The organism is Dolichospermum sp. FACHB-1091, assembly GCF_014697585.1.
Classification (GTDB): Bacteria; Cyanobacteriota; Cyanobacteriia; order Cyanobacteriales; family Nostocaceae; genus Dolichospermum.
Window position 1 is genome coordinate 80,662 of sequence record NZ_JACJSB010000014.1, and the last position, 19,226, is coordinate 99,887.

The window sequence follows — 19,226 nt, forward strand, 5'->3', positions numbered from 1 at the left end:
AACTAAACCAGAGCAATAGGACGACTACCGGCAGCGTGACGGTCAATTACTTGGTCAATTAAGCCATATTCCCTAGCTTCATGGGGAGACATAAAGAAATCACGTTCAGTATCTTCAGAAATCCGCTCATAAGGTTGACCAGTATGTTCAGCGAGATACTGATTCAGTTTTTGCTTGTGATACAAAATTTCTCTAGCTTGAATAGCGATGTCCGTAGCTTGTCCTTGAGCGCCACCCAGAGGTTGGTGAATCATAATCCGTGAATGGGGTAAACTCATGCGCTTACCCTTTGTACCAGCACTGAGGAGAAAAGCGCCCATACTTGCTGCTAATCCAGTACAAATTGTACAGACATCGGGGCGGATATGCTTCATAGTGTCAAAAATGCCCATTCCCGCTGTCACCGAACCACCAGGAGAATTAATGTACATATATATGTCCTTCTCCGCGTCCTCGGAATCTAAAAACAGGAGTTGGGCAACAATCAAGTTAGCCAGATTGCTATCAACCTGTTCTCCCAAAAAAATAATCCGCTCACGCAACAGCCGTGAATAGATATCAAAGGCGCGTTCGCCTCTACCCGATTGTTCAATAACGATAGGAATCATTTAGCGTGTTTTTAGCTATTTTCCATTTATTCTATCCGTGACAAGGGGTGATTGTGTTGAAGTTGTTAAGAGGATGCTCTAAAAGTATTTTTTTGGTAAAAATTAACACCTGAATTTTCAGAATCTCGACCCCGGATTTTTAAGTATATATAAGAGAATATCAGTATTTTTACTTTTTTGATAATTGAGTATTTTTACGGTTTTTACTCATTGAGCAACTAGAGTAAAACAATTAGTTAATGGCTTAAACTTAAATTTAATAAACTTAAACATAAATTTATATTTTTATTATATTTTCAGGACACTTTTTCAGGAAAACAAACGTCTAAGTTGTTAGTTAAATATAAAAAGAGGGCTAGATCACATTTTTCAAGGTTTTTCTCAAATGTTCTCAAATAAGATTTACCTAATCCGATAAATCTAAAATACAAAGTGTATTGAGAATAACAATTCCCCATGGAAATACCATTGATATATCCATATAAATAAACAGAGGTACTATGCTAGAAAAACTTATGCAAGCAGCCTTTATTACATTTTTGTTGCAACTGACAGCAGTATTGGGTAATACTAACCACCTTCCGCGAACCAAAGCCATGTCACATATTTCTCAAAAGCCAGTACCTATAATTAGTTCAACTTTTCAGGGTTCGGACTAGAACCTAAGTAACAGGTAACAGGTAACAGGTAACAGGTAATGGGTAATGGTTAATGGTTAATGGTTAATAATTTTACCTTGTAAAATGCTACTTCTGAGGTCTATTAATTCTTGTGTCATTTGCATTAGCCTCCAATTTAGCTATATTTTTAGCCATATTTTAGTTTTAATTCCGCTCTGGAGTGCTAGTGATGATTTTACTTTTGACATTCTGATTATTTCCACTTGTAATACTGCGGAAATATAGACCACCAATACTGACGAGAAATAGTAAATATCCCACAAATTGAACAATATAAATTTTGTCTCGATAACCAAATAAAGATTTAAGAATGATACCGGGAAAATGTTCATCCGAGAGGATTTTTTCCGTATTCCAGACTATTGGACCTAAGATACAGGAGTGAACTTTAGTAAAGTGTTCGTAATAGAAACAAAGATTTTCTGAAGAACGACTACTCAAAGCTAAATTAGCTATAGCTTCATCAAAATGACGCAATCCAGAAACCACTAAACCCGAAACAATTAATATTAATAAAACGCCCATAATTTGGAAGAATTGGCGGATATTAATTTTCACACCCCATTTAAATAATAAGACACCAATGGCTGCGGCGGCGGCTAAACCTGCAAGTGCGCCTAAAGTTGGTAATAAACCTTGTTGAAAATTAGCTGCAACAAATAAAACAGTTTCAAATCCTTCGCGGACAATGGCGACTAAAATTAAACTAAAAACTCCCCAAGCTGCATTTGAATTTTTACCTAATGCGTCGTTTACTGCTCCCTCAACTTGGGCTTTCATAAATCGGGCTTGTTTTGTCATCCAAATCAGCATCCAACTGAGCATAATTATTGCTAATATGCTAAATACACCTTCTAATGTTGGCTCAACTACAGAGGTATATTCAGGATTAATAGCTGCTAAAAATTTAATGATCCCAGTAAATAAAATACCGATTAAACCACTAAGAATAATACCCACAACCACACCAGCATACACCCAAAAATTGAGTTGAGATTGTTTGGCTTTTTTCAATAATGCGAGGACAATACCCACAACTAGAGCGGCTTCTACACCTTCTCGGAGGGTAATTACAAAAGTAGGTAAGGCGGTACTAAAATCCATTTTATTAGTTAGTTGTTATTTGTTATTTGTTATTTGTCAGTTGTTATTTGTTATTTGTCAGTTGTCATTTGTCATTTGTAGATTTTGCTGCTCCTGACTTCTGACTCCTGACTCCTGCGGTATTAGCTAAAATCCCGTAACATTTTTTTGAGTTCGAGATTGTGCATTTCTTCTTGTCCGATCATACCACGGGTAAATTCTTCTAGATAAATACTAGCATTAGTGACTGTTTCTAGAAGACTTTTGTACATATCCAAAGCTTTCTTTTCATGGGATAAACTTTCTTGTAAGATGTCTTTAACATTATGTTTGAAAGTTTCTTCCATGGGAGCGATTCTTAATGTAGGATGTCCTTCTAAACCTGTAAGAATTTCTCCTACTTGTTGAGCGTGAAGTAAAGATTCTGCGGCTTGAGCTTTGAAAAATGCCACAATAGGAATACGATTAGGTCCTGTCACCATTAAGGAATAATGGGTGTAGCGAACTACCCCTGCTAGTTCAAATTCCATAATGGAATTGAGGATATCAATGGTTTTTTGGTGGTTAAGTTCTTGCATTAGTTGTTAAGTTGAGCAAAATTACATGAGCAGAGTTTTTAGATACTAATTATGAGTGAGAAGTTATATTTTTTTCTGGTTGGGAAAAATAAAAGAAAAATAAAAATATTCTCACTCTTAGCTATCAATTATTTTCTCTCTTATTTATGATTTTAAACTGTTTATTCTGGACTTATAATAGTGTGAAAAACTAACTCATGGTTTGACTGTGAGTTTTTTCTCGCACTTTTCGGGTATTTTCCTCGATGGTTTTTACTAGTTTGGTAACATCTTCTGGAGTTTTGACTGCTTGCGCTGGGGGAATAGCAGCAGGCCAAACTTTGACTAATTCTCCAAAAGCTGTATCTATGGCTTTGTGTGCTTCGGGATTTTCTTGGATCATTTGGCTAGAAATACTTTTATATAGTTCTTGTGAATAGACTACAAAGCCACGAGAATCTTGATATTCAATGGGGGCGGTAATTTTACCTTTTGCTACCGCAGCACCATATTCTGAGTTAGCGGCATCTAATAAACCGTTGATTACTGGTAGAATAAATTCCGGTTGGCTGCGTTGTTCGGTTGGTAAAATAGCGATCGCATTATCAACAGCTTGCACAGCAGTGGTAAAATTAGTTTTTATTTTAGCATCCTTATGATTAGATTTCACTAAATCTGTTAAACTGACTAAGTTGCTTTTAAATTCTTTAACTTTACGTTCATCTAATTGTTCTTCAATATCAATATAAATCTCTTCTACTGGATGTCCAATATGGGGTTGAGCTTGTTTGGGTTGATTTTGATCTAACAGTTCTTGGGCTACTAAAAGATGTCCTTTCATTAATCCCAATTTTGTCATATAGTCAATATCTTTGGCTTCACCTGTTAACACCACTTCTTCCACTGTCACCATATCTTTGATTTGGTCAAACTGTGGTTGAGTAATTACTTTTTTACTGACTAAATCTTCGGAACTAGCGTAGGGACGGTTAGCCTGAATTTTATTTGATAAAGCCGGGATTCCTAATGTAGCCTCTAATTTATCTAACTGCGATAAAATCGCATTATTGATATTAATTTTAGCTTTACCACTATGACCGCTATGGGTGCTAGTTTCTGTCACTTGGGCTACAGTTGGTGTTGATTTAATATCTGATTTTACCGTCTTGTCGGTACAAGAACTCAAGGAAATTAAGGTACAAGCAGCAATAGACAAGAATAAATAACGGAATTTAATCATTTTTGCTCCACAATAGGGGTTTAAGTCAAAGTTTTGGCTATTTTTCTCATATCCAGTCAAAAACTGATAAGTATTTGCAATAGCTGTCTATGGTAATTTACCATAAATAAAAGTTTTTATCAACTATTTTTTTCAGAGATTGAGTATAATTTGAATATTTTATTTTTATTTTTTCTTAATGCTCCGACTTCAAGTTATTAAAGCTTATAATCTAATTGGATACTCATTCCCAGGTGGCCGCCTGGAAATGAGAAATTAAAAACAAGAAAACCTAATTAGACTCCATTGCAAATGCTTGTGTCAAAGCTGCATGGGGTCTTTACTTTGCAGAATCGGAGTAAGATTTGCTTTCAGCGGGTAAAGACTTAACATGAAAGCCTTTAAACTTTTCCTTCTGGCTAACGCGCATCATAGATGTAAGATAAGTAACAGTCAAGAGAGAAAAAACCCCAACTAAAAGCCAGATATATTTGTGTAAATCTCTCCCTAATATCTTTTCTTTGCTAGTATTCTCTGTTGTTTGTGTTTGCATAATTCAGTCCCTTGATTTTTTGCTTGATTTAGGTTAATGGTAAATAGGGAAAAAGAGGATGCCAACTCATTGCTGTAGCAGCAACCATTAAGGCAAACAGCCAGAAAAATATCGTTCTCGATTTAATCTTTTTGTTTTTCCAAAGTAGGGAAAGAATAGCCCAACTCACTAACCAACTAATAAGTAAGATTGTTTCTTTCCCAGAATAACTGCCAATATTACCCCACATTTTACTGGGGTTATGGCTGCCTGGTATCCAACTTCCCAATGACCAAAGCATTGTCTCTATGTTTTTATTAGTATCAGAAAAATGATGTGCCATCATCATTGTAAAACATCCAATTGCTGCACTAATTAAAGCTGCCGCTGCTGGTCCAGAAACCGTTGGTGGATGATTTGAACCTGCTGCTAAAAATCTGGGAAATTGTTTACATGACTGCCAAAATCTACCATATATAGGTTGTGGTTCTGGTGCGATTTCAGAAAGTTGAGATTGTTTATTCATCAAATAATCCTCAAGAATTTAATTACAAAGCTAATTACAAAGCTAATTACAAAGCGTGAATTTTAGCGACACCAATTCCAGTTACTAAACCCCCCATGGCAAAAAACATCATGGCTATTAAAGCCACACAAGTAGCTGTGAGAACGGGACGGTTTTGTTTTTCTAAAATTGAGTCACCATATTGCCATAAAATCCAGCTACAAGCTACCCCTAATGGCAAGGTAAATAAAACGCTAAATTCGTGGTATTCCATAAGTACATATTGGACTAAAGGGGAGTTTTCTTTTAGCCAAGCTCTTGCACCACCAAATTCTATTCCAGCCCGATAACGCATATATGCTAAATTGCCTGTAGCGATACCCAAAAATGCAATTACACTAGACCAAAATGTTAGGGTACGCATCTGCGGTAATATCTTACTTGCACCTCGTAGCAAGGGAAAGGCTAAATGTCCTGTATACACAGCAACAACTGTTGCCAGCAATGCTCCTACGCCGTGAATTGTGCCTATGGAACGCTGCCAAGGACTGGGATGTAAAAGATTAAAAAATGGCAAAAATAGAAACATTCCTGCTGATAAAATACTCAATCCATACACAGCAACTTTGGCGATATCTAGCTGTTTAGGAAAGGTTTCTGAAGTTGAATTAATGCCTGAGTCTAACACTATCAATGCTCCTGTAATGATGTGATCAAAAATCCTCATTCAATTACCAAAATCTCTATTTCACCTATAACTGCTAAATTTACCCCAAATAACTCCTAAGTTAATATTTAGTTGGGAATTGTCTTAGCAAAATTAACTTTTTCAGATGTGCTATTAATTTGATAATGGGATGATATTTTTGTGATTATTAAATCATACATTCTTTTAGCAAAAAAAGAAATATCTTTTGTGATTTTTTTTTATATTTTCCTTGATTTATGATAATTATTACTTATGTATGAAGTTAATAAATTTGTCAGAATATGAAAATTTATAGAACTATAATAAAACTATATTTGATCTGGAAACGGGTTTTTAGATAAAGACTTGATTGCATAAATATTTTAGTCTCAATATATTTTGAAAATACAAAATTCTTAATTTTTTCAATAATCAAAGTTTTAGGAGTCTTTTTCTGAAATTACTGCAAATTGTCCCATACAACCGCTTTCAGCGATCGCATCTTGGTGAGGATGAAACATATACTTACCTGGATACTTAAAAGCAAATTCTAAAATATGTCTTTCTGCTACACCCATGGTTAAAACATCCGTTTTTACACTGGGATTCATTGTCATTCCCGAAGGATAAACATCGAAAAAATTAGCGTGAAGATGAAACGTTACAGCGGGATCAAATTCAATAATATTCAAAACATAGGCACGAATTAACTGATTTTGATAAATTTGAATAGGATGGTGCATATAATGATGTGGCAGGCCATTAAAAGCATAATACTCATTGCGGTTATCATCATTTACATCATACCCAGACATGATTAAAACAATTTCATCAGCAGGGGGACGGGGTTTAGGAGGATCAATAATAAACATTCCATATAATCCCTTAGCAACGTGACGAGTAACCGGAGCAACATGACAGTGATATAAATGAACGCCATAGGGTTCGGCCTCAAATTCATATATAGTTGCCTTACCATTACCTATGGGTTTAATGCCATCCATTTCAGCGGGATGAACTCCATGAAAGTGCAAAGAATGGGAATGTCCAGCATTATTGAGAAAAAGTATTCTTATTTTTTCTCCTTCTTTAGCCCGGAGTGTGGGTCCAGGAATGCGCCCATTTAAGTCCCAAATGTTATAGGAGACAGCGCTATTAAGCTGAATGGTGGAAGTACCAGCAATTAAGCGAAATTCGCGGACTGTGCGCCCATTTTCCTGTTTAATTGTCCCATAATCAAAATCTCGTAACACCTGCATAGGGTTAGTAGCACCATTAGAAGCTGTTATTTTCATGGGTGGTATTTTGACACTGGCATAATTTTTGCTGTTTAACATTTGCCAAATTGTCCCTGTCGTGATCATGAATGCACCGGAAAATCCCAGTTGTAGCAGTTGACGACGATGCCAAATTTTATCTTTACTCTCAGTAAAGTTGTCAGACATAAGACTAATAGGGGAATGGGGGTACGGTAAATTGCAAATAATTGGCAATTAGCTTTATGTATAGTAAAGGAATCAGGAATTATTGTCAATAATTTAGAAAAATAATTTTCAGGACTATTTATGATATGTTGATTTATTTACCCCTAACTAGAGAACAAATGGCACTTGCACCCTAGTAAATTGGGGATTACAGGGAATAAAATGGCGACTGTAGGAAACTTTGGGCAAATTTAGCGGTTGAGGTCAAGGATAGCACTACAGGGGCAGCTATTAAAGATGTAAGATTGCGAGTAAAAGCGATCGCTTTGGAAGATAATTTAACAGTATTTAGACAAGAGGTAGCATCTGGAAAACTACAATTTCTAAATCAGGAAAATCTAAAGGAGATATGTTTTGATGTTCTGTGATAATTTCTCGATTTTGATAACCTTCTGCTGTGGGATTTCTAAATACAATTAGTTCACGTTTCACTACATCTAATACCCAATAATCCTTAATTCCTGCTTGAGAATAAGCTTTAGCTTTGATTTCTGTATCTAGTTTTAAACTACTATCTGCAACTTCGATAATTAAATAAATTTCTGCTGGTGTAGGATGATGATCTGCATAGTCTAAAGGATCTATTTTTACTACAGCAATATCTGGTTCTGGTTCAGACCTTTCATTTAATTTTACAGGGTCTTGAATAGCTATCCAAGCCTGATTTCCTAAACGATTTTGTAATAATTTATTTGTTCTTCCTACTGCTGAACGGTGGGCTGTTCCTTTAGCAATCATCCAGATTATTTTCCCCTCTAATAATTCTACCCGTTCACTTGGTTCAAATATTCCTGCTTCAGCAATTCTGTGGTATTCATCAACAGTCCACAGCCGCAATTGTAAGGGTGATTCTGTGGTTTGCATAGTTAATTAAGGTGACTATTTATTCACTATTATATGATATTTTATTTGTCTGAATCAGGATATCCAGGATTTTAGGATTTACAGGATTTTTGTCTGAATCAGGATATCCAGGATTTCAGGATTTACAGGATTTACAGGATTTTTTATGAGATAATAGAAATAAAGACACTGTGAACATACAATGGCTACTCAATTAATGGTTCAACCTTCGTCTTTAATATCTTCTGGTATGAAGATGAGTGAATTTGGTAATATTTATCTATTTAAATTTACCGAAGAACTACAGATACGTTTTGAAGAACTATTAGCAAAGAAAAAATCTGATACGCTGACTTCTGAAGAGGAAGCGGAATATGTAGGTATCTCGGAGTTACAGCGAATATTTACCTTAATTAATGCTCAACTAGCGGCTAAAAGTAAATGGTGTCCGAACCAACTCGACGACTTATAAGAAAACGAGCTAAATTTCTCTGTGAATATTGCCACTCTCCTGAATATCTGAGTCCCGACCGGTTTACCATTGATCATATTATGCCGCAGTCTTTGGGGGGTTCAGATGAACTGGAGAATTTAGCCTTGGCTTGTCATCGCTGTAATGAGCGTCATTATAATTTTATAGTAGCTACTGATCCTAAAACTCAAGAGCAAGTTGCTTTATTTAACCCTCGTCAGCAAGAATGGTCAGAGAATTTCATTTGGACAAAAGATGGTATAAAAATTGTAGGTACAACGCCTACAGGAAGAGCTACTAGCGATCGCTTTGACTTCAATGATGAAAGACGTGATGAGCCTTCTATTCAAGTTGCTCGGCGTTTTTGGGTAGAAGCGGGTTGGCATCCACCACTATCAGATCCTCGTCAATAATGATACTCTACTATTAAGTCTCCATAAACACAACGCAAAAACCTAGAATTTTTATGAATATTGGCATCTGCAATCTATGTAAAACAGAACAGGAATTAATTAATAAATCTCATATTATACCTAGACAATTTTATCATTATACTACAAAACAAGTAGAAAAAGAAGTTATTGATACAACTAATAACTCCACATATTTATACTCAAAAGAGGGAAAATTAAAGCAAATTCAATGCGGACTTTTTATGGGAGATATTTTATGTAAAAAATGTGAAAATTTAATAGGTAAATGGGATAAATATGGACAAGAATTATTACTCATAGATATTGATAAAGAATCTAAATTTAAAAAACAATATACTAAAATGGAACTTAAATTTGTAGAAAATTTTAATTATAATTCTCTTAAATTGTTTTTTATGTCGGTTTTATGGAGAAGTCACATAGCCAGAAATCATTTTTTTGTTGAAAAGAAAATTAGAGAAGTTGAAGTTAAAAAAGCACAGTTTTTCCAACAAGTTAATTTAGGAGAGGAATGGGAGACTAAATTGAGAACTATGCTTTTATTAGAGAATCCTGGTACAGAAGATGATTTTTCTGTGTTACTTTTCAAGTATACAGGTAAAGAATCATATATACACCTTCCCCCACTCAAAGGAAAAGATCCATATAATGAAGCAGATCTTTATAGATTTATGTCTACTGGATATTCTTGGTTTATAAAAGTGGATAAACGTCCTTTTCATAACCGAATCAGATCGTTGATATTAAAACCAGATCAGCCTTTGTATTTTATAGAACAAGAATATAAAAAAACTTCAGATTTTCCAAATATATCAAAATTTGTTAATAGCTTACCTGAAGATAATTGATTTAATTATTGCTATTATTTAATCTATCTTTACTAATTGAGCGATAATTGGATCAATTACCTTTTGACCTCGTTCATTGAACCTAATTGCTAAAGATACTTTGTTTCCTGATCCAAAAACATGAGTTATTTGACCAGTACCAAATGTTTTGTGCATTACATGATCACCTACATTCCAGAGTTGCTGTAATTGTTTGTGAGATTTATTATTCTCTTGCAGTTCAAGTTCTCTAATTCTATCCAGTGCTTCTTGGTAAAAATCTTGATCTTCTTGTTTATAAAATAAATCAGCAGCTTGTTTAAAATCTGCGTTTGCACCTTGGTTATCTCCTAAAACAGAGTGAACAATCCCTCGTTCATAGTAGGCTATGGCAAAGTTCGGATTAATTTTGATAGCTTCGGTGTAATCATCAATCGCACTTTTTTTGTCTCCCAAAAAATACCGAGATCGTCCCCGTTTTTTGTAAATAAGAGAATCATTAGGTTTCAGTTGTAAGGCTTGATCATAATGAGAAGCAGCACTTTTATAGTCTTGTTTCTCAAAACATTTATCCCCTAAACTGATATATTTGTCAGCATCGTAAGATACTAAACTCTCTAAATAACCACGTAAACCACAAGGATAAAGTAATTCATCTATTCCAACTAAAGTTTTATCACCAATTGATTTAATCATATTGGTTGGTAAAAACCCAGCTATAATAAGACCATATTCTTTTTCCGTGTCACTAAATTCTTCTTGACATAAAATACAAATTAAAACAGCATTTTTTTGAACTTCTTCTCTATCAATTGACCATTGAACCTTATCAAAATTTCCATAACGGGTTTTAACCTGAATACCAATTGATGAATCAGAAGTTAAGATAAAATCAATTTTTCCATTTTTCCATCTCCACCAATGCGTTTTTCATAATCAACCTCAGTGACAAAATCACCTAAACGGATTTTAACAACTTCCTCACCCAGCTTTCCCTTCAAATTATTGACAAAAACATCACGAATAGGAATTGAAGAACTTCGTCTATATTTTTCAGCCATATTCCAGCAAAAATCCCGTAATTGCTGTAACCTCTCTCCAGAAATAACCGTCAACTCACTATGCTGGCCTTCCTTCTCACAATGGAGTAAGTCACCAGATTTCAGTCTTTGAATAAAATCAGTCTGCTGTGCTTTGAGTATAGTTGTCCAGTCCATTTGTCAAAACTCACCTTTATCTAGCAAAAAGTATTTATTCTATTATTCCCTATCAAGCAGCAAAAAGCACTAATCTAGATCACATTGCAGTTTTTTGAGTCCAACCGAAAAGTATTGAATCCTCAAGCCCTCAAAACACAACTCAAGCAAACATCCTGTAAATCCTTAAATCCTGGATATCCTGATATGGCTACGCCACGCTTCGCTATCAGACAATTGAGATTTAATTAACTAACAGCAAAATCTGTATATTTTCGGACAGAAGGCAATTGAAAACCTAAAACAATATCTTCTTTCGGTACACCTAATTCAACCAATTCATTAGCAATTCCCACCTCTGTACCATCCTGCTGAATCCAGATTTTATCATCAATAATATCTAGATGTAAAACAGGTCCATAAATACGAGTTTGATCACGCCAACCTACATAAATTAATTGATAATGGTTATTTTCAAGATCAAAAATTGTCTGTGCTTAAATGCGTTTATCCCAAACCATACTAGCGTGTTGTTTCAGTAAGTTCTGAATATATTGCCGATATTCTTCTAATTTTGCCATTCTGCTATTACCTCTTTTTCAAAATTATAAACTACTAAATAAAGTTGATTCATTTTAATCACTGCTTGAATAAAAGGCAGTATAAAAAATTCATTGTAAACAGTAATAGGAACTGCTAAATATAAAGTCCGTTCTGGTTCTTGTTCTTGTAAAGCAAGACGATAAATTATAAATTGTCCTCATGCAGCATAAAGTTCTGTAATTTTTGAAGGATTAAGAAAACTTTTGATTTCTATAGCTATTTTTTGTCCTTCTTTTTCGGCTGCAATAACTTTTTCTGCTCCTAAATCAATATTGTAAAATTGTCTGCCTAATTCAGACTTAAATTACCAAAGCTGTAGATTCCTAATCTCTTGAAGCAGTTAGAAATCTGAGAAGATGTCATAAATATTTATAAATGTTAATAATTCACAAAATAAATATATAATTTGACGTATTTTTTATTACAAAAATTCTCTAAATAAAATCCCAAAACATCTACCAATAGGGTATTCTCAAGACAGATAAATTTTAGTTTGCTATTAATTTTGTTAATTGTTACATTGCTGAAATTAGTGTAAAGAAAACACAAAAATAGGACCTTTCATGCACATACCTGATGGATTTGTTTCTGTACCAGTTGCCGCAGTGACCAGTTTAGCTAGTGCGGCGGCTTTATTTGTAGCTTTTGAGCGATCGCAAACAGCTTTTGGTATTCGTCGCGCCCCCATATTAGGGTTAACCACAGCCTTTATTTTCGCCGCCCAAATGGTTAATTTTCCCGTAGCGGGGGGGACTAGCGGCCACCTATTAGGAGGGGCTTTAGCCGCCATTATCTTGGGTAGTCCTTGGGCGGGAATGTTATGTATTGCCACGGTTTTAATTATTCAAGCCGTGTTATTTGCTGATGGTGGAATTACTGCTTTAGGAGCAAATATTTTTAACATGGGAGTCATCGGCGTGTGGGTAGCTTGGGGATTAACCCAAACTTTGCAAAGACTCTTTGGCGGTTTTCAAAGACTTTTACCCCTAGCGGCGGGAATAGCAGCGGGAGTTAGCGTAGTTGTTGCCGCTATAGCTTGTGCTATTGAATTAGCCCTTTCTGGGACAGCACCAGCCAACCTAGTTTTACCTACAATGACAGGTATACATATTTTGATCGGTGTTGGGGAAGGGGCGATTACTGGAGGTGTTCTAAATTACCTATCTACAACTCGTCCAGATTTGTTACCAGGTGAAGAACATAAAATTAGAGGTTGGTTAGTTCCCGTTGTCAGTATTTTACTGATTTCTGGTGTATTATCCCTATGCGCTTCCGCTTGGCCTGATGGTTTGGAAAAGGTAGCAGAAAACTTAGGATTTATTGATTTAGCGGAAAACGTGCGGGTAATTGTGCCGACACCTTTAGCTGATTATAATATTCAGGGTTTGGGGAAAATTGGTACTAGTATTGCTGGGTTGGTAGGTGCTACAGCTTGCTTTGCGGTGGCTTTTGGCATTGCCAAAATTATCAGACCGAAAAATGCTTAGTTAATTATGATGCAAATTTCCTTGCCATTACGCTTGCAATTGTCCCTAATTATTGTAATTGGGGCAGCTTTTTTAAAGTATCATAGTTGGTCTAATTTACTTGTCTATGGAGCGATCGCTCTGGTGTGGGTTTATTTGTTACAAGTACCCCTACCCAAATTAGGCGGTCTACTGGGTGCAGAATTAATTTTTTTATCCTTCGTGGCCTTACCATTGGGATGGGAACGAGCTAGTTTTTTGCTTGTGCGTTCCCTAATTTGTTTAATTGTCATGAATGGCTTTTTATTAACCCTACCTCCCCATAGTTTGGGTATTGCTCTCAAAAGCTTACCCATACCTGCACCATTAAAGGAAAATCTGATTCTCGCTGGACAATACTTAGAAATATTACTCTTAGAAGTGACACGAATGCAGCGCAGCGCCCAACTACGTGGTTTAAATGGTACAGCAGGGTGGCTACGTTATGCTAGTGCTGCCATGATTGGAGCGTTGTATCTTCGTACCCTAGACAGAGCCGAAAGAGTTTATGCTGCTATGGTAGCCCGTGGATATAACGGAAAATTACCCCTAGATTCCCCCCTCAAACCCAAAGAACGCTTTACCCTATTAATAGCTGGGGTGATAGCCACTGGTTTAACCCTAAGTTCTTACCTTACTGTTATTTGAGTGGTGAATCTTGACATCATTAACTTCTAATCCCCAAATTTCCCTTTCTCAACCCCATACTGCTGTTGTTGCGGTCCAAAGTCTGGTTTACGCTTATTCACAACAGTACCCTGTATTACAAGAAATCTCTTTTAGCTTACAAACAGGCGATCGCGTCGCTTTAATGGGTGCTACTGGTTCAGGCAAAAGCACCTTACTAGAAAACCTGATTGGCTTAAAACATCCCCAAAGCGGCAAAATTTGGATTAACGGTATACCGATATTGCCAAACACTTTACCGCAAATTAGGCAACAAATTGGTTTTAGTTTTCAAGATCCTAATGACCAATTATTTATGCCCACAATCCTGGAAGATATCACCTTTGGACCCCTTAACTATGGCATTTCCCCCATAGCTGCAAAGGATAAAGCCTATCAACTATTAGCCGACTTTGGATTAGAATCCTACGCCCACCGTTCCGCTCATGAACTTTCTGGAGGACAAAGACGTTTAGCCGCCTTAGCGGCGATTTTAGCCCTAAATCCTGACATTCTCATTTTAGACGAACCCACCAACGGACTAGACCCAGCATGGCGACGACATTTAGCCCAAGTATTATTAAAATTGCCTGTAAAAGTGATGTTAATAGCTTCTCATGATCTCCAGTGGCTAGGAAGAGTCACCCAACGGGCTTTAGTCTTGTCTAATGGTAAAATCCAAATAGATAGCGATATTCAACCACTGTTGCAAGATGGCAAAACCTTAGATAAACTGGGTTTGCCAGTAGATTGGTAAACTGGGGCTAACAGTGATTTTGCTGGCCAATGAATCACGGTTTTTGTTTCGCGCAGAGGCGCGAAGTAGGAAAGGCGCGAAGAAAGAAGGTAATCTGTGGTTTAAATAGATAAAAACTGCTGTCATATCTTTAATCTATGCTCTGCTTCCTATTTTCCTAAATTTGGGGGTTTAAGTCCCCGTTTCCCACTCTCTTGAATTTTAAATTTTTAAATTCTTAAATTCTTAAATGTTGTTTTCTCGTTATCCAGTTATTGCTCCTGTTGCTGTGAGCATTGCTTTATTAATTACTAGTTGTAGTGACAGTAAAACCTCCCAATGTCAGCGACTAATTAAAGCCGTTAATCAGGGTACATCACTGATTGATACCAAAAAAGGTCAGCAAGTATCAACTAGTTTAAAGTTATCTAAAGACTTGAAAAATGTCACTCAAGAACTTCAGAAATTGAACTTAAAAGATCCTAAATTAAAAGAATTTGAAAGCGGTTTTATCAAAGTCTTTGATAATCTCAGTCAAGCCATAGGTAAAGCTGCTAAGGCTCTTGCAAATACTAAAACAGCAGAAGTATCTTCAGATGGTAGAATCAAAATTCAAAAAGCTAGAAGAGAAATTGATTCCGCACTGACAACCGCAGCCAAAACCGCTGGTAAACAATCAGATACTTTAGCTGTTCAGTTAAATAAATATTGTAGCCAGGTAGAACTAACCAAAAATTGAGAATTAAAAATTAAAAATTGTAATATTTTAGGCTCTACCGGAGTTAGTATGTTAGGTTGGAGGAAAATCTTAACAGAAGTAATGTCAGATATTAATGACTTTAAAGACTTAATAATTGGCAAAAACGACGCAATTTCGTTCATACACATAAAATTCAATTTGTACAGTTTGTACAGTGCGTAAGTCCTACAGGGAACTGGCATTGAATCGTGTAAATTTTGTAAAGCACGTCTTCACAGAAATCATAAGCGACTCGTGCCAGTTGCATAAGTCCTGATACAGAGGTACATAGGTACTCCGGGCGCAACGAGAAATCAAGAGTATGATATATTTAATTTAATTTTCTATGATCTTTTAGTTTAATGAAATCATTTTTTTGGGAAATTTATCAATTTAGGCGAGAAGTTTTAGTAGAAGCAATTGGGACTTTTATTTTAGTATTTACTGGTACGGGTGCTGTAATGGTTAATAATATTAGTCAAGGAGCTATTACACATCTGGGAATTAGTTTTGTTTTTGGGGCTGTAGTAGCTGCATTAATTTACAGTCTAGGACATCTCAGCGGCGCACATTTTAACCCGGCGGTAACATTAGCATTTTGTACTAGTGGTTTTTTTCCCAAAAGGCGGGTATTACCCTATATTTTAGCTCAATTATTAGGATCTATTTTGGCTTCTAGTTTACTATTAATTAGTTTAGGAAATGTGGCTAATTTAGGTGCAACTTTACCTTTAAATGGTAATTGGCGGCAATCTTTTATATTAGAAATAGTTCTCACTTTCATTTTAATGTTTGTGATTTTGGGGTCTGGATTAGATCGTCGCGCTCACATTGGTTTTGCTGGTTTAGCTATTGGTTTAACAGTAGCATTGGAAGCGGCTTTTATGGGTCCGATTACTGGTGCAAGTATGAATCCTGCCCGGTCTTTTGGACCAGCTTTAGTAGGCGGAATTTGGCAAGATCATTGGGTTTATTGGGTAGCACCAATTTTAGGTTCACAGTTTGCGGTTCAAGTTTATGGCGTAATTTCTCATAGTTTTCGAGATTTCAAAGAATAAAGGAGTAACAATGACAAATTTCGATCATCCACCCAGAATATTATTTTTATATGGTTCTTTGCGCGAACGTTCTTACAGTCGTCTATTAGCAGAAGAAGCTGCCAGAATTATTCAACAATTCGGTGCAGAAGTTCGGTTTTTTGATCCTCGTGAATTACCAATTTATGGTAGTGTTAGTGATACTCATCCTAAAGTTCAAGAATTGCGAGAATTGAGTACCTGGTCTGAAGGTCAAGTTTGGTCTTCTCCAGAAATGCACGGTAACATTACCGGGATTTTGAAAAACCAAATTGATTGGATTCCTTTGAGTATTGGTGCTGTTAGACCAACTCAAGGTAGGACTTTAGCAGTAATGCAAGTAAGTGGCGGTTCTCAATCCTTCAACGCAGTCAATACAATGCGAATTTTAGGGCGTTGGATGCGAATGTTTACCATTCCTAATCAATCTTCCGTAGCAAAGGCCTATCAAGAATTTCATGAAGATGGCACAATGAAAGATTCTGATTATCGTGACAGAGTAATTGATGTCATGGAGGAATTATATAAGTTTACTTTGCTATTACGTGATCAAGTTGATTATCTCACAGATCGTCACAGTGAACGTAAAGAAAAAGCCGCCAAGGCTTTACAAGTTTCATAAAAGTTTTCCTTTGTCAACCTATTTACAACTACAAAGATTATGAAAAAAGTCATGTTTGTTTGCAAAAAAAATTCCCGTCGTTCCCAAATGGCAGAAGGTTTTGCGAAAACTTTAGGAGAAGGTAAAATTACTGTTGTTAGTTCTGGTTTAGCATCAAGTCATGTTGATCCTATGACTGTGGAAGTTATGGCAGAAATCGGCATTGATATTAGTAATCAAAGTTCTAAATGTTTAAGTGATTTTAATCCTGAAGATTTTGATGCTGTAATTTCTCTTTGTGGTTGTGGAGTCAATTTACCAGAGGCATGGGTATCAAGAGAAGTTTTTGCAGATTGGCAACTTGATGATCCAGAAGGTCATGGTATTGATACTTTTCTCCGTGTCCGGGATGAAGTTAAAGAAAGAGTAATTCAATTGATAAAAGATCTAACCATTTAATAAATTTGGTAATGGGCAATTTGGTGACAGTTTTGCCCCTTGCCTAAATATTAATTTACAATAAATACGCATTTTATCATCACAATAAGATAGCCAAAGTCTCCAAGAGGTCGGATATATAAAACTAAATTTATACAGGTAAATTAAGTGGAGTAATTAAAAAAAAACACCTAAAACGCCTTCCTTTAATGGGATTATAATTAAATACGTTTAATCTACTATTGATTTATTTGAATTTAATGAAAGTTGCTGATTTAATTATCTGGTTTGAAACATGGGCAAATCCCTCTTGGTGCGAAAGTTGGGATAATTGCGGTTGGCAAGTTGAACCCGGTATTTTAGACCAAGAAGCACGGGTTTTAGTCTGTCTAACTCCAACTTTAGCAGTTATCCAAGAAGCGATCGCTCTCCATGCTAATCTTATTTTCGCCCATCATCCCCTGATTTTTCATCCCCCCAAATCTTTCCGCACTGGGGAAGCTTTAACGGAAATCATGCGGTTAGCTTTTACCCACAATATTGGTATTTACACTGCACATACTAATTTTGACCAAGTAGCAGATGGAACTGCTGATGTTTTAGCGCAAATTCTCCAACTTCAACAAGTATCACCCATTATCCCTACTCAATCGGGTTTAGGTTATGGGCGTGTAGGAATGCTAGAATCTACGTTAACATTACAAGAGTTACTTCATCATATTCAAATCAAACTAAATTCACCCCATTTGATTTTTTCACCCACAGCGGATTTAAAACAGAAAATTTCTCGTGTAGCGGTTTTAGGCGGTTCTGGGGCGGGCTTTATTTCAGCAGTGGTAAAAACTAATGCCCAAGTTTACTTAACTTCTGATTGTAAATTTCATCAATTCCAAGAAAGCCGTGATCTGGGTATAATTTTAATTGATGCTGGCCATTATGCCACAGAACGTCCCGCCTGCCATCGCCTAGTCCAGAAATTTCAAGCCCTTAACTTAGATTGGGTGCAATTGAGCGAGCAAGATGAAGATTTCCGGCAGTTTTTAGCCTAAATTAGACAACTGTAAATTATACATACCAGATAGCAAATAATGTTAAAATTCTGCCAAGAAATAGGAAATAATGTTATCATGGGTAAAAATAATGTTTTTGTCGGGAATAGCTAACCTTCTCGCTGGAAACATCAAGTCAAGGAAAAATATCTGTGTTGACAGTTTGTACAACCGTTCTACTAATGCGGTAAACTGAAAATTAAGACCCAAACTTTCATCTAGCACTAATGACTAAAAATAAGTGGTAAAATTGAGTCACTAAACTTACTGGGTTCTGACCGCGAACTTCACCTATATAAAGGTTGATATTCTCGGCATCAAATCCAAATCTGACAGGTTTAACTACGTTGTATAAAAAGGCAGAAGCACTACATGCTACACCGCAAGATTTATCAACTGTGTTGCGACGGGCGGGAGGTATGTGTTTTTTTGCGGGATCAACAGCGCTGGATAGAGCGGGCCCGCATTATTGATATCGAGGGTGATTTAGTGACTTTACGCTATGAAACAGACGAGGAAGATGAAGTTTGTTCTTGGGAGGAAATGGTTCGTCTCGAAAGCATCGGATCTGTCACTCAAAAATTATCTTCAGTCCAACGCGGTAATATAGAACCGCTGACAACTGATGACTGTCCAGAAGCCGAGCGCATTCATAACCCTTATACTGACCTAAATCCAGATTAAA

Annotated in this window: 24 protein-coding genes and 2 pseudogenes; 13 read left to right on the plus strand and 13 right to left on the minus strand. The window is 36.1% G+C overall.

The features are described 5' to 3' along the window. Window positions 1–2: 2 nt before the first annotated feature. Entirely contained in the window at window positions 3–608 is a 606-nt protein-coding gene (clpP, locus tag H6G25_RS10925; RefSeq protein WP_190392497.1) for an ATP-dependent Clp endopeptidase proteolytic subunit ClpP, read from the minus strand. 500 nt (window positions 609–1,108) lie between these two features. On the opposite strand from clpP, the gene H6G25_RS10930 reads away from it, so the two are divergent. Beyond that, the gene (locus H6G25_RS10930; protein ID WP_190392498.1) at window positions 1,109–1,267 is read left to right on the plus strand and encodes a hypothetical protein; all 159 of its coding nucleotides are present in this window, start codon (window positions 1,109–1,111) and stop codon (window positions 1,265–1,267) included. A gap of 165 nt (window positions 1,268–1,432) precedes the next feature. Here H6G25_RS10930 and H6G25_RS10935 read toward each other — a convergent pair whose 3' ends face one another. The 8 genes from H6G25_RS10935 to H6G25_RS10970 all read right to left on the minus strand — a co-directional run bounded on the left by H6G25_RS10935 (window position 1,433) and on the right by H6G25_RS10970 (window position 8,220). Then, complete coding sequence (locus H6G25_RS10935) at window positions 1,433–2,392, minus strand: FTR1 family protein (protein ID WP_190392499.1); 960 nt, start codon at window positions 2,390–2,392, stop codon at window positions 1,433–1,435. Window positions 2,393–2,514: 122 nt separating this feature from the next. Then, entirely contained in the window at window positions 2,515–2,949 is a 435-nt protein-coding gene (locus H6G25_RS10940; protein ID WP_190392500.1) for a ferritin-like domain-containing protein, read from the minus strand. A gap of 190 nt (window positions 2,950–3,139) precedes the next feature. Then, window positions 3,140–4,168 carry a helix-hairpin-helix domain-containing protein gene (locus H6G25_RS10945; RefSeq protein ID WP_190392501.1) on the minus strand — a complete coding sequence of 343 codons (1,029 nt, stop codon included), beginning with the start codon at window positions 4,166–4,168 and terminating at the stop codon, window positions 3,140–3,142. Between the two features lie 319 nt (window positions 4,169–4,487). Then, a complete protein-coding gene (locus tag H6G25_RS10950; protein WP_190392502.1) occupies window positions 4,488–4,700 on the minus strand; it encodes a hypothetical protein in 213 nt (70 codons plus the stop codon). Between the two features lie 28 nt (window positions 4,701–4,728). Beyond that, a complete protein-coding gene (locus H6G25_RS10955; RefSeq protein WP_190392503.1) occupies window positions 4,729–5,205 on the minus strand; it encodes a hypothetical protein in 477 nt (158 codons plus the stop codon). A 46-nt stretch (window positions 5,206–5,251) separates the two neighbouring features. Further along, window positions 5,252–5,872 (minus strand): hypothetical protein, encoded by a 621-nt coding sequence (locus H6G25_RS10960; RefSeq protein ID WP_155963742.1) that lies wholly within the window; start codon window positions 5,870–5,872, stop codon window positions 5,252–5,254. A gap of 440 nt (window positions 5,873–6,312) precedes the next feature. Beyond that, window positions 6,313–7,317, minus strand: a complete 1,005-nt coding sequence (locus tag H6G25_RS10965; protein WP_190392504.1) for a multicopper oxidase domain-containing protein — start codon at window positions 7,315–7,317, stop codon at window positions 6,313–6,315. Between the two features lie 327 nt (window positions 7,318–7,644). After that, on the minus strand, window positions 7,645–8,220 hold the full coding sequence (locus tag H6G25_RS10970) for a Uma2 family endonuclease (protein WP_190392505.1): 576 nt from the start codon (window positions 8,218–8,220) through the stop codon (window positions 7,645–7,647). A gap of 181 nt (window positions 8,221–8,401) precedes the next feature. On the opposite strand from H6G25_RS10970, the gene H6G25_RS10975 reads away from it, so the two are divergent. From H6G25_RS10975 to H6G25_RS10985, 3 genes are read left to right on the plus strand one after another with little or no spacing between them, the layout of a single operon-like run. After that, on the plus strand, window positions 8,402–8,671 hold the full coding sequence (locus H6G25_RS10975) for a hypothetical protein (RefSeq protein WP_190387489.1): 270 nt from the start codon (window positions 8,402–8,404) through the stop codon (window positions 8,669–8,671). After that, window positions 8,641–9,084 carry an HNH endonuclease signature motif containing protein gene (locus H6G25_RS10980; RefSeq protein ID WP_190392506.1) on the plus strand — a complete coding sequence of 148 codons (444 nt, stop codon included), beginning with the start codon at window positions 8,641–8,643 and terminating at the stop codon, window positions 9,082–9,084. Before H6G25_RS10975 ends, H6G25_RS10980 begins: the two co-directional genes overlap by 31 nt. Window positions 9,085–9,137: 53 nt before the next feature. Beyond that, window positions 9,138–9,953, plus strand: coding sequence for a hypothetical protein (locus H6G25_RS10985; RefSeq protein ID WP_190392507.1), 816 nt, complete (start codon window positions 9,138–9,140; stop codon window positions 9,951–9,953). An 18-nt stretch (window positions 9,954–9,971) separates the two neighbouring features. Here the strand turns inward: H6G25_RS10985 and H6G25_RS21165 are convergent, their stop codons facing one another. From H6G25_RS21165 to H6G25_RS11000, 4 genes and pseudogenes are all read right to left on the minus strand, one after another. After that, the gene (locus H6G25_RS21165) at window positions 9,972–10,628 is read right to left on the minus strand and encodes a tetratricopeptide repeat protein (RefSeq protein WP_242034938.1); all 657 of its coding nucleotides are present in this window, start codon (window positions 10,626–10,628) and stop codon (window positions 9,972–9,974) included. A 185-nt stretch (window positions 10,629–10,813) separates the two neighbouring features. Continuing rightward, window positions 10,814–11,149, minus strand: coding sequence for a hypothetical protein (locus H6G25_RS21170; RefSeq protein WP_242034939.1), 336 nt, complete (start codon window positions 11,147–11,149; stop codon window positions 10,814–10,816). Between the two features lie 227 nt (window positions 11,150–11,376). Beyond that, window positions 11,377–11,709: pseudogene (locus tag H6G25_RS10995) on the minus strand (XisI protein). Further along, window positions 11,697–12,011 (minus strand): annotated as a pseudogene (locus H6G25_RS11000) (element excision factor XisH family protein); the annotation flags it as partial. The pseudogenes H6G25_RS10995 and H6G25_RS11000, both read right to left, overlap by 13 nt. A gap of 283 nt (window positions 12,012–12,294) precedes the next feature. Here H6G25_RS11000 and H6G25_RS11005 point away from each other — a divergent pair. From H6G25_RS11005 to H6G25_RS11045, 9 genes are all read left to right on the plus strand, one after another. Beyond that, window positions 12,295–13,218: an energy-coupling factor ABC transporter permease gene (locus H6G25_RS11005; protein WP_190392508.1), complete on the plus strand. Its 924-nt coding sequence runs from the start codon at window positions 12,295–12,297 to the stop codon at window positions 13,216–13,218. A gap of 6 nt (window positions 13,219–13,224) precedes the next feature. Continuing rightward, on the plus strand, window positions 13,225–13,884 hold the full coding sequence (locus H6G25_RS11010) for an energy-coupling factor transporter transmembrane protein EcfT (RefSeq protein ID WP_190392509.1): 660 nt from the start codon (window positions 13,225–13,227) through the stop codon (window positions 13,882–13,884). Between the two features lie 10 nt (window positions 13,885–13,894). Then, a complete protein-coding gene (locus H6G25_RS11015) occupies window positions 13,895–14,659 on the plus strand; it encodes an energy-coupling factor ABC transporter ATP-binding protein (protein ID WP_190392510.1) in 765 nt (254 codons plus the stop codon). Window positions 14,660–14,888: 229 nt separating this feature from the next. Further along, on the plus strand, window positions 14,889–15,377 hold the full coding sequence (locus H6G25_RS11020) for a hypothetical protein (RefSeq protein ID WP_190392511.1): 489 nt from the start codon (window positions 14,889–14,891) through the stop codon (window positions 15,375–15,377). Between the two features lie 362 nt (window positions 15,378–15,739). Beyond that, window positions 15,740–16,435, plus strand: a complete 696-nt coding sequence (locus H6G25_RS11025; protein ID WP_190392512.1) for an MIP family channel protein — start codon at window positions 15,740–15,742, stop codon at window positions 16,433–16,435. Window positions 16,436–16,445: 10 nt separating this feature from the next. After that, window positions 16,446–17,075: an arsenical resistance protein ArsH gene (gene arsH / locus H6G25_RS11030; RefSeq protein ID WP_190392513.1), complete on the plus strand. Its 630-nt coding sequence runs from the start codon at window positions 16,446–16,448 to the stop codon at window positions 17,073–17,075. A 39-nt stretch (window positions 17,076–17,114) separates the two neighbouring features. After that, window positions 17,115–17,513, plus strand: coding sequence for an arsenate reductase, glutathione/glutaredoxin type (gene arsC, locus H6G25_RS11035; protein ID WP_190392514.1), 399 nt, complete (start codon window positions 17,115–17,117; stop codon window positions 17,511–17,513). A gap of 239 nt (window positions 17,514–17,752) precedes the next feature. After that, window positions 17,753–18,541, plus strand: coding sequence for a Nif3-like dinuclear metal center hexameric protein (locus H6G25_RS11040; protein WP_190392515.1), 789 nt, complete (start codon window positions 17,753–17,755; stop codon window positions 18,539–18,541). A 372-nt stretch (window positions 18,542–18,913) separates the two neighbouring features. After that, window positions 18,914–19,225, plus strand: a complete 312-nt coding sequence (locus H6G25_RS11045) for a DUF6679 family protein (RefSeq protein ID WP_028084636.1) — start codon at window positions 18,914–18,916, stop codon at window positions 19,223–19,225. Window position 19,226: the final 1 nt, after the last annotated feature.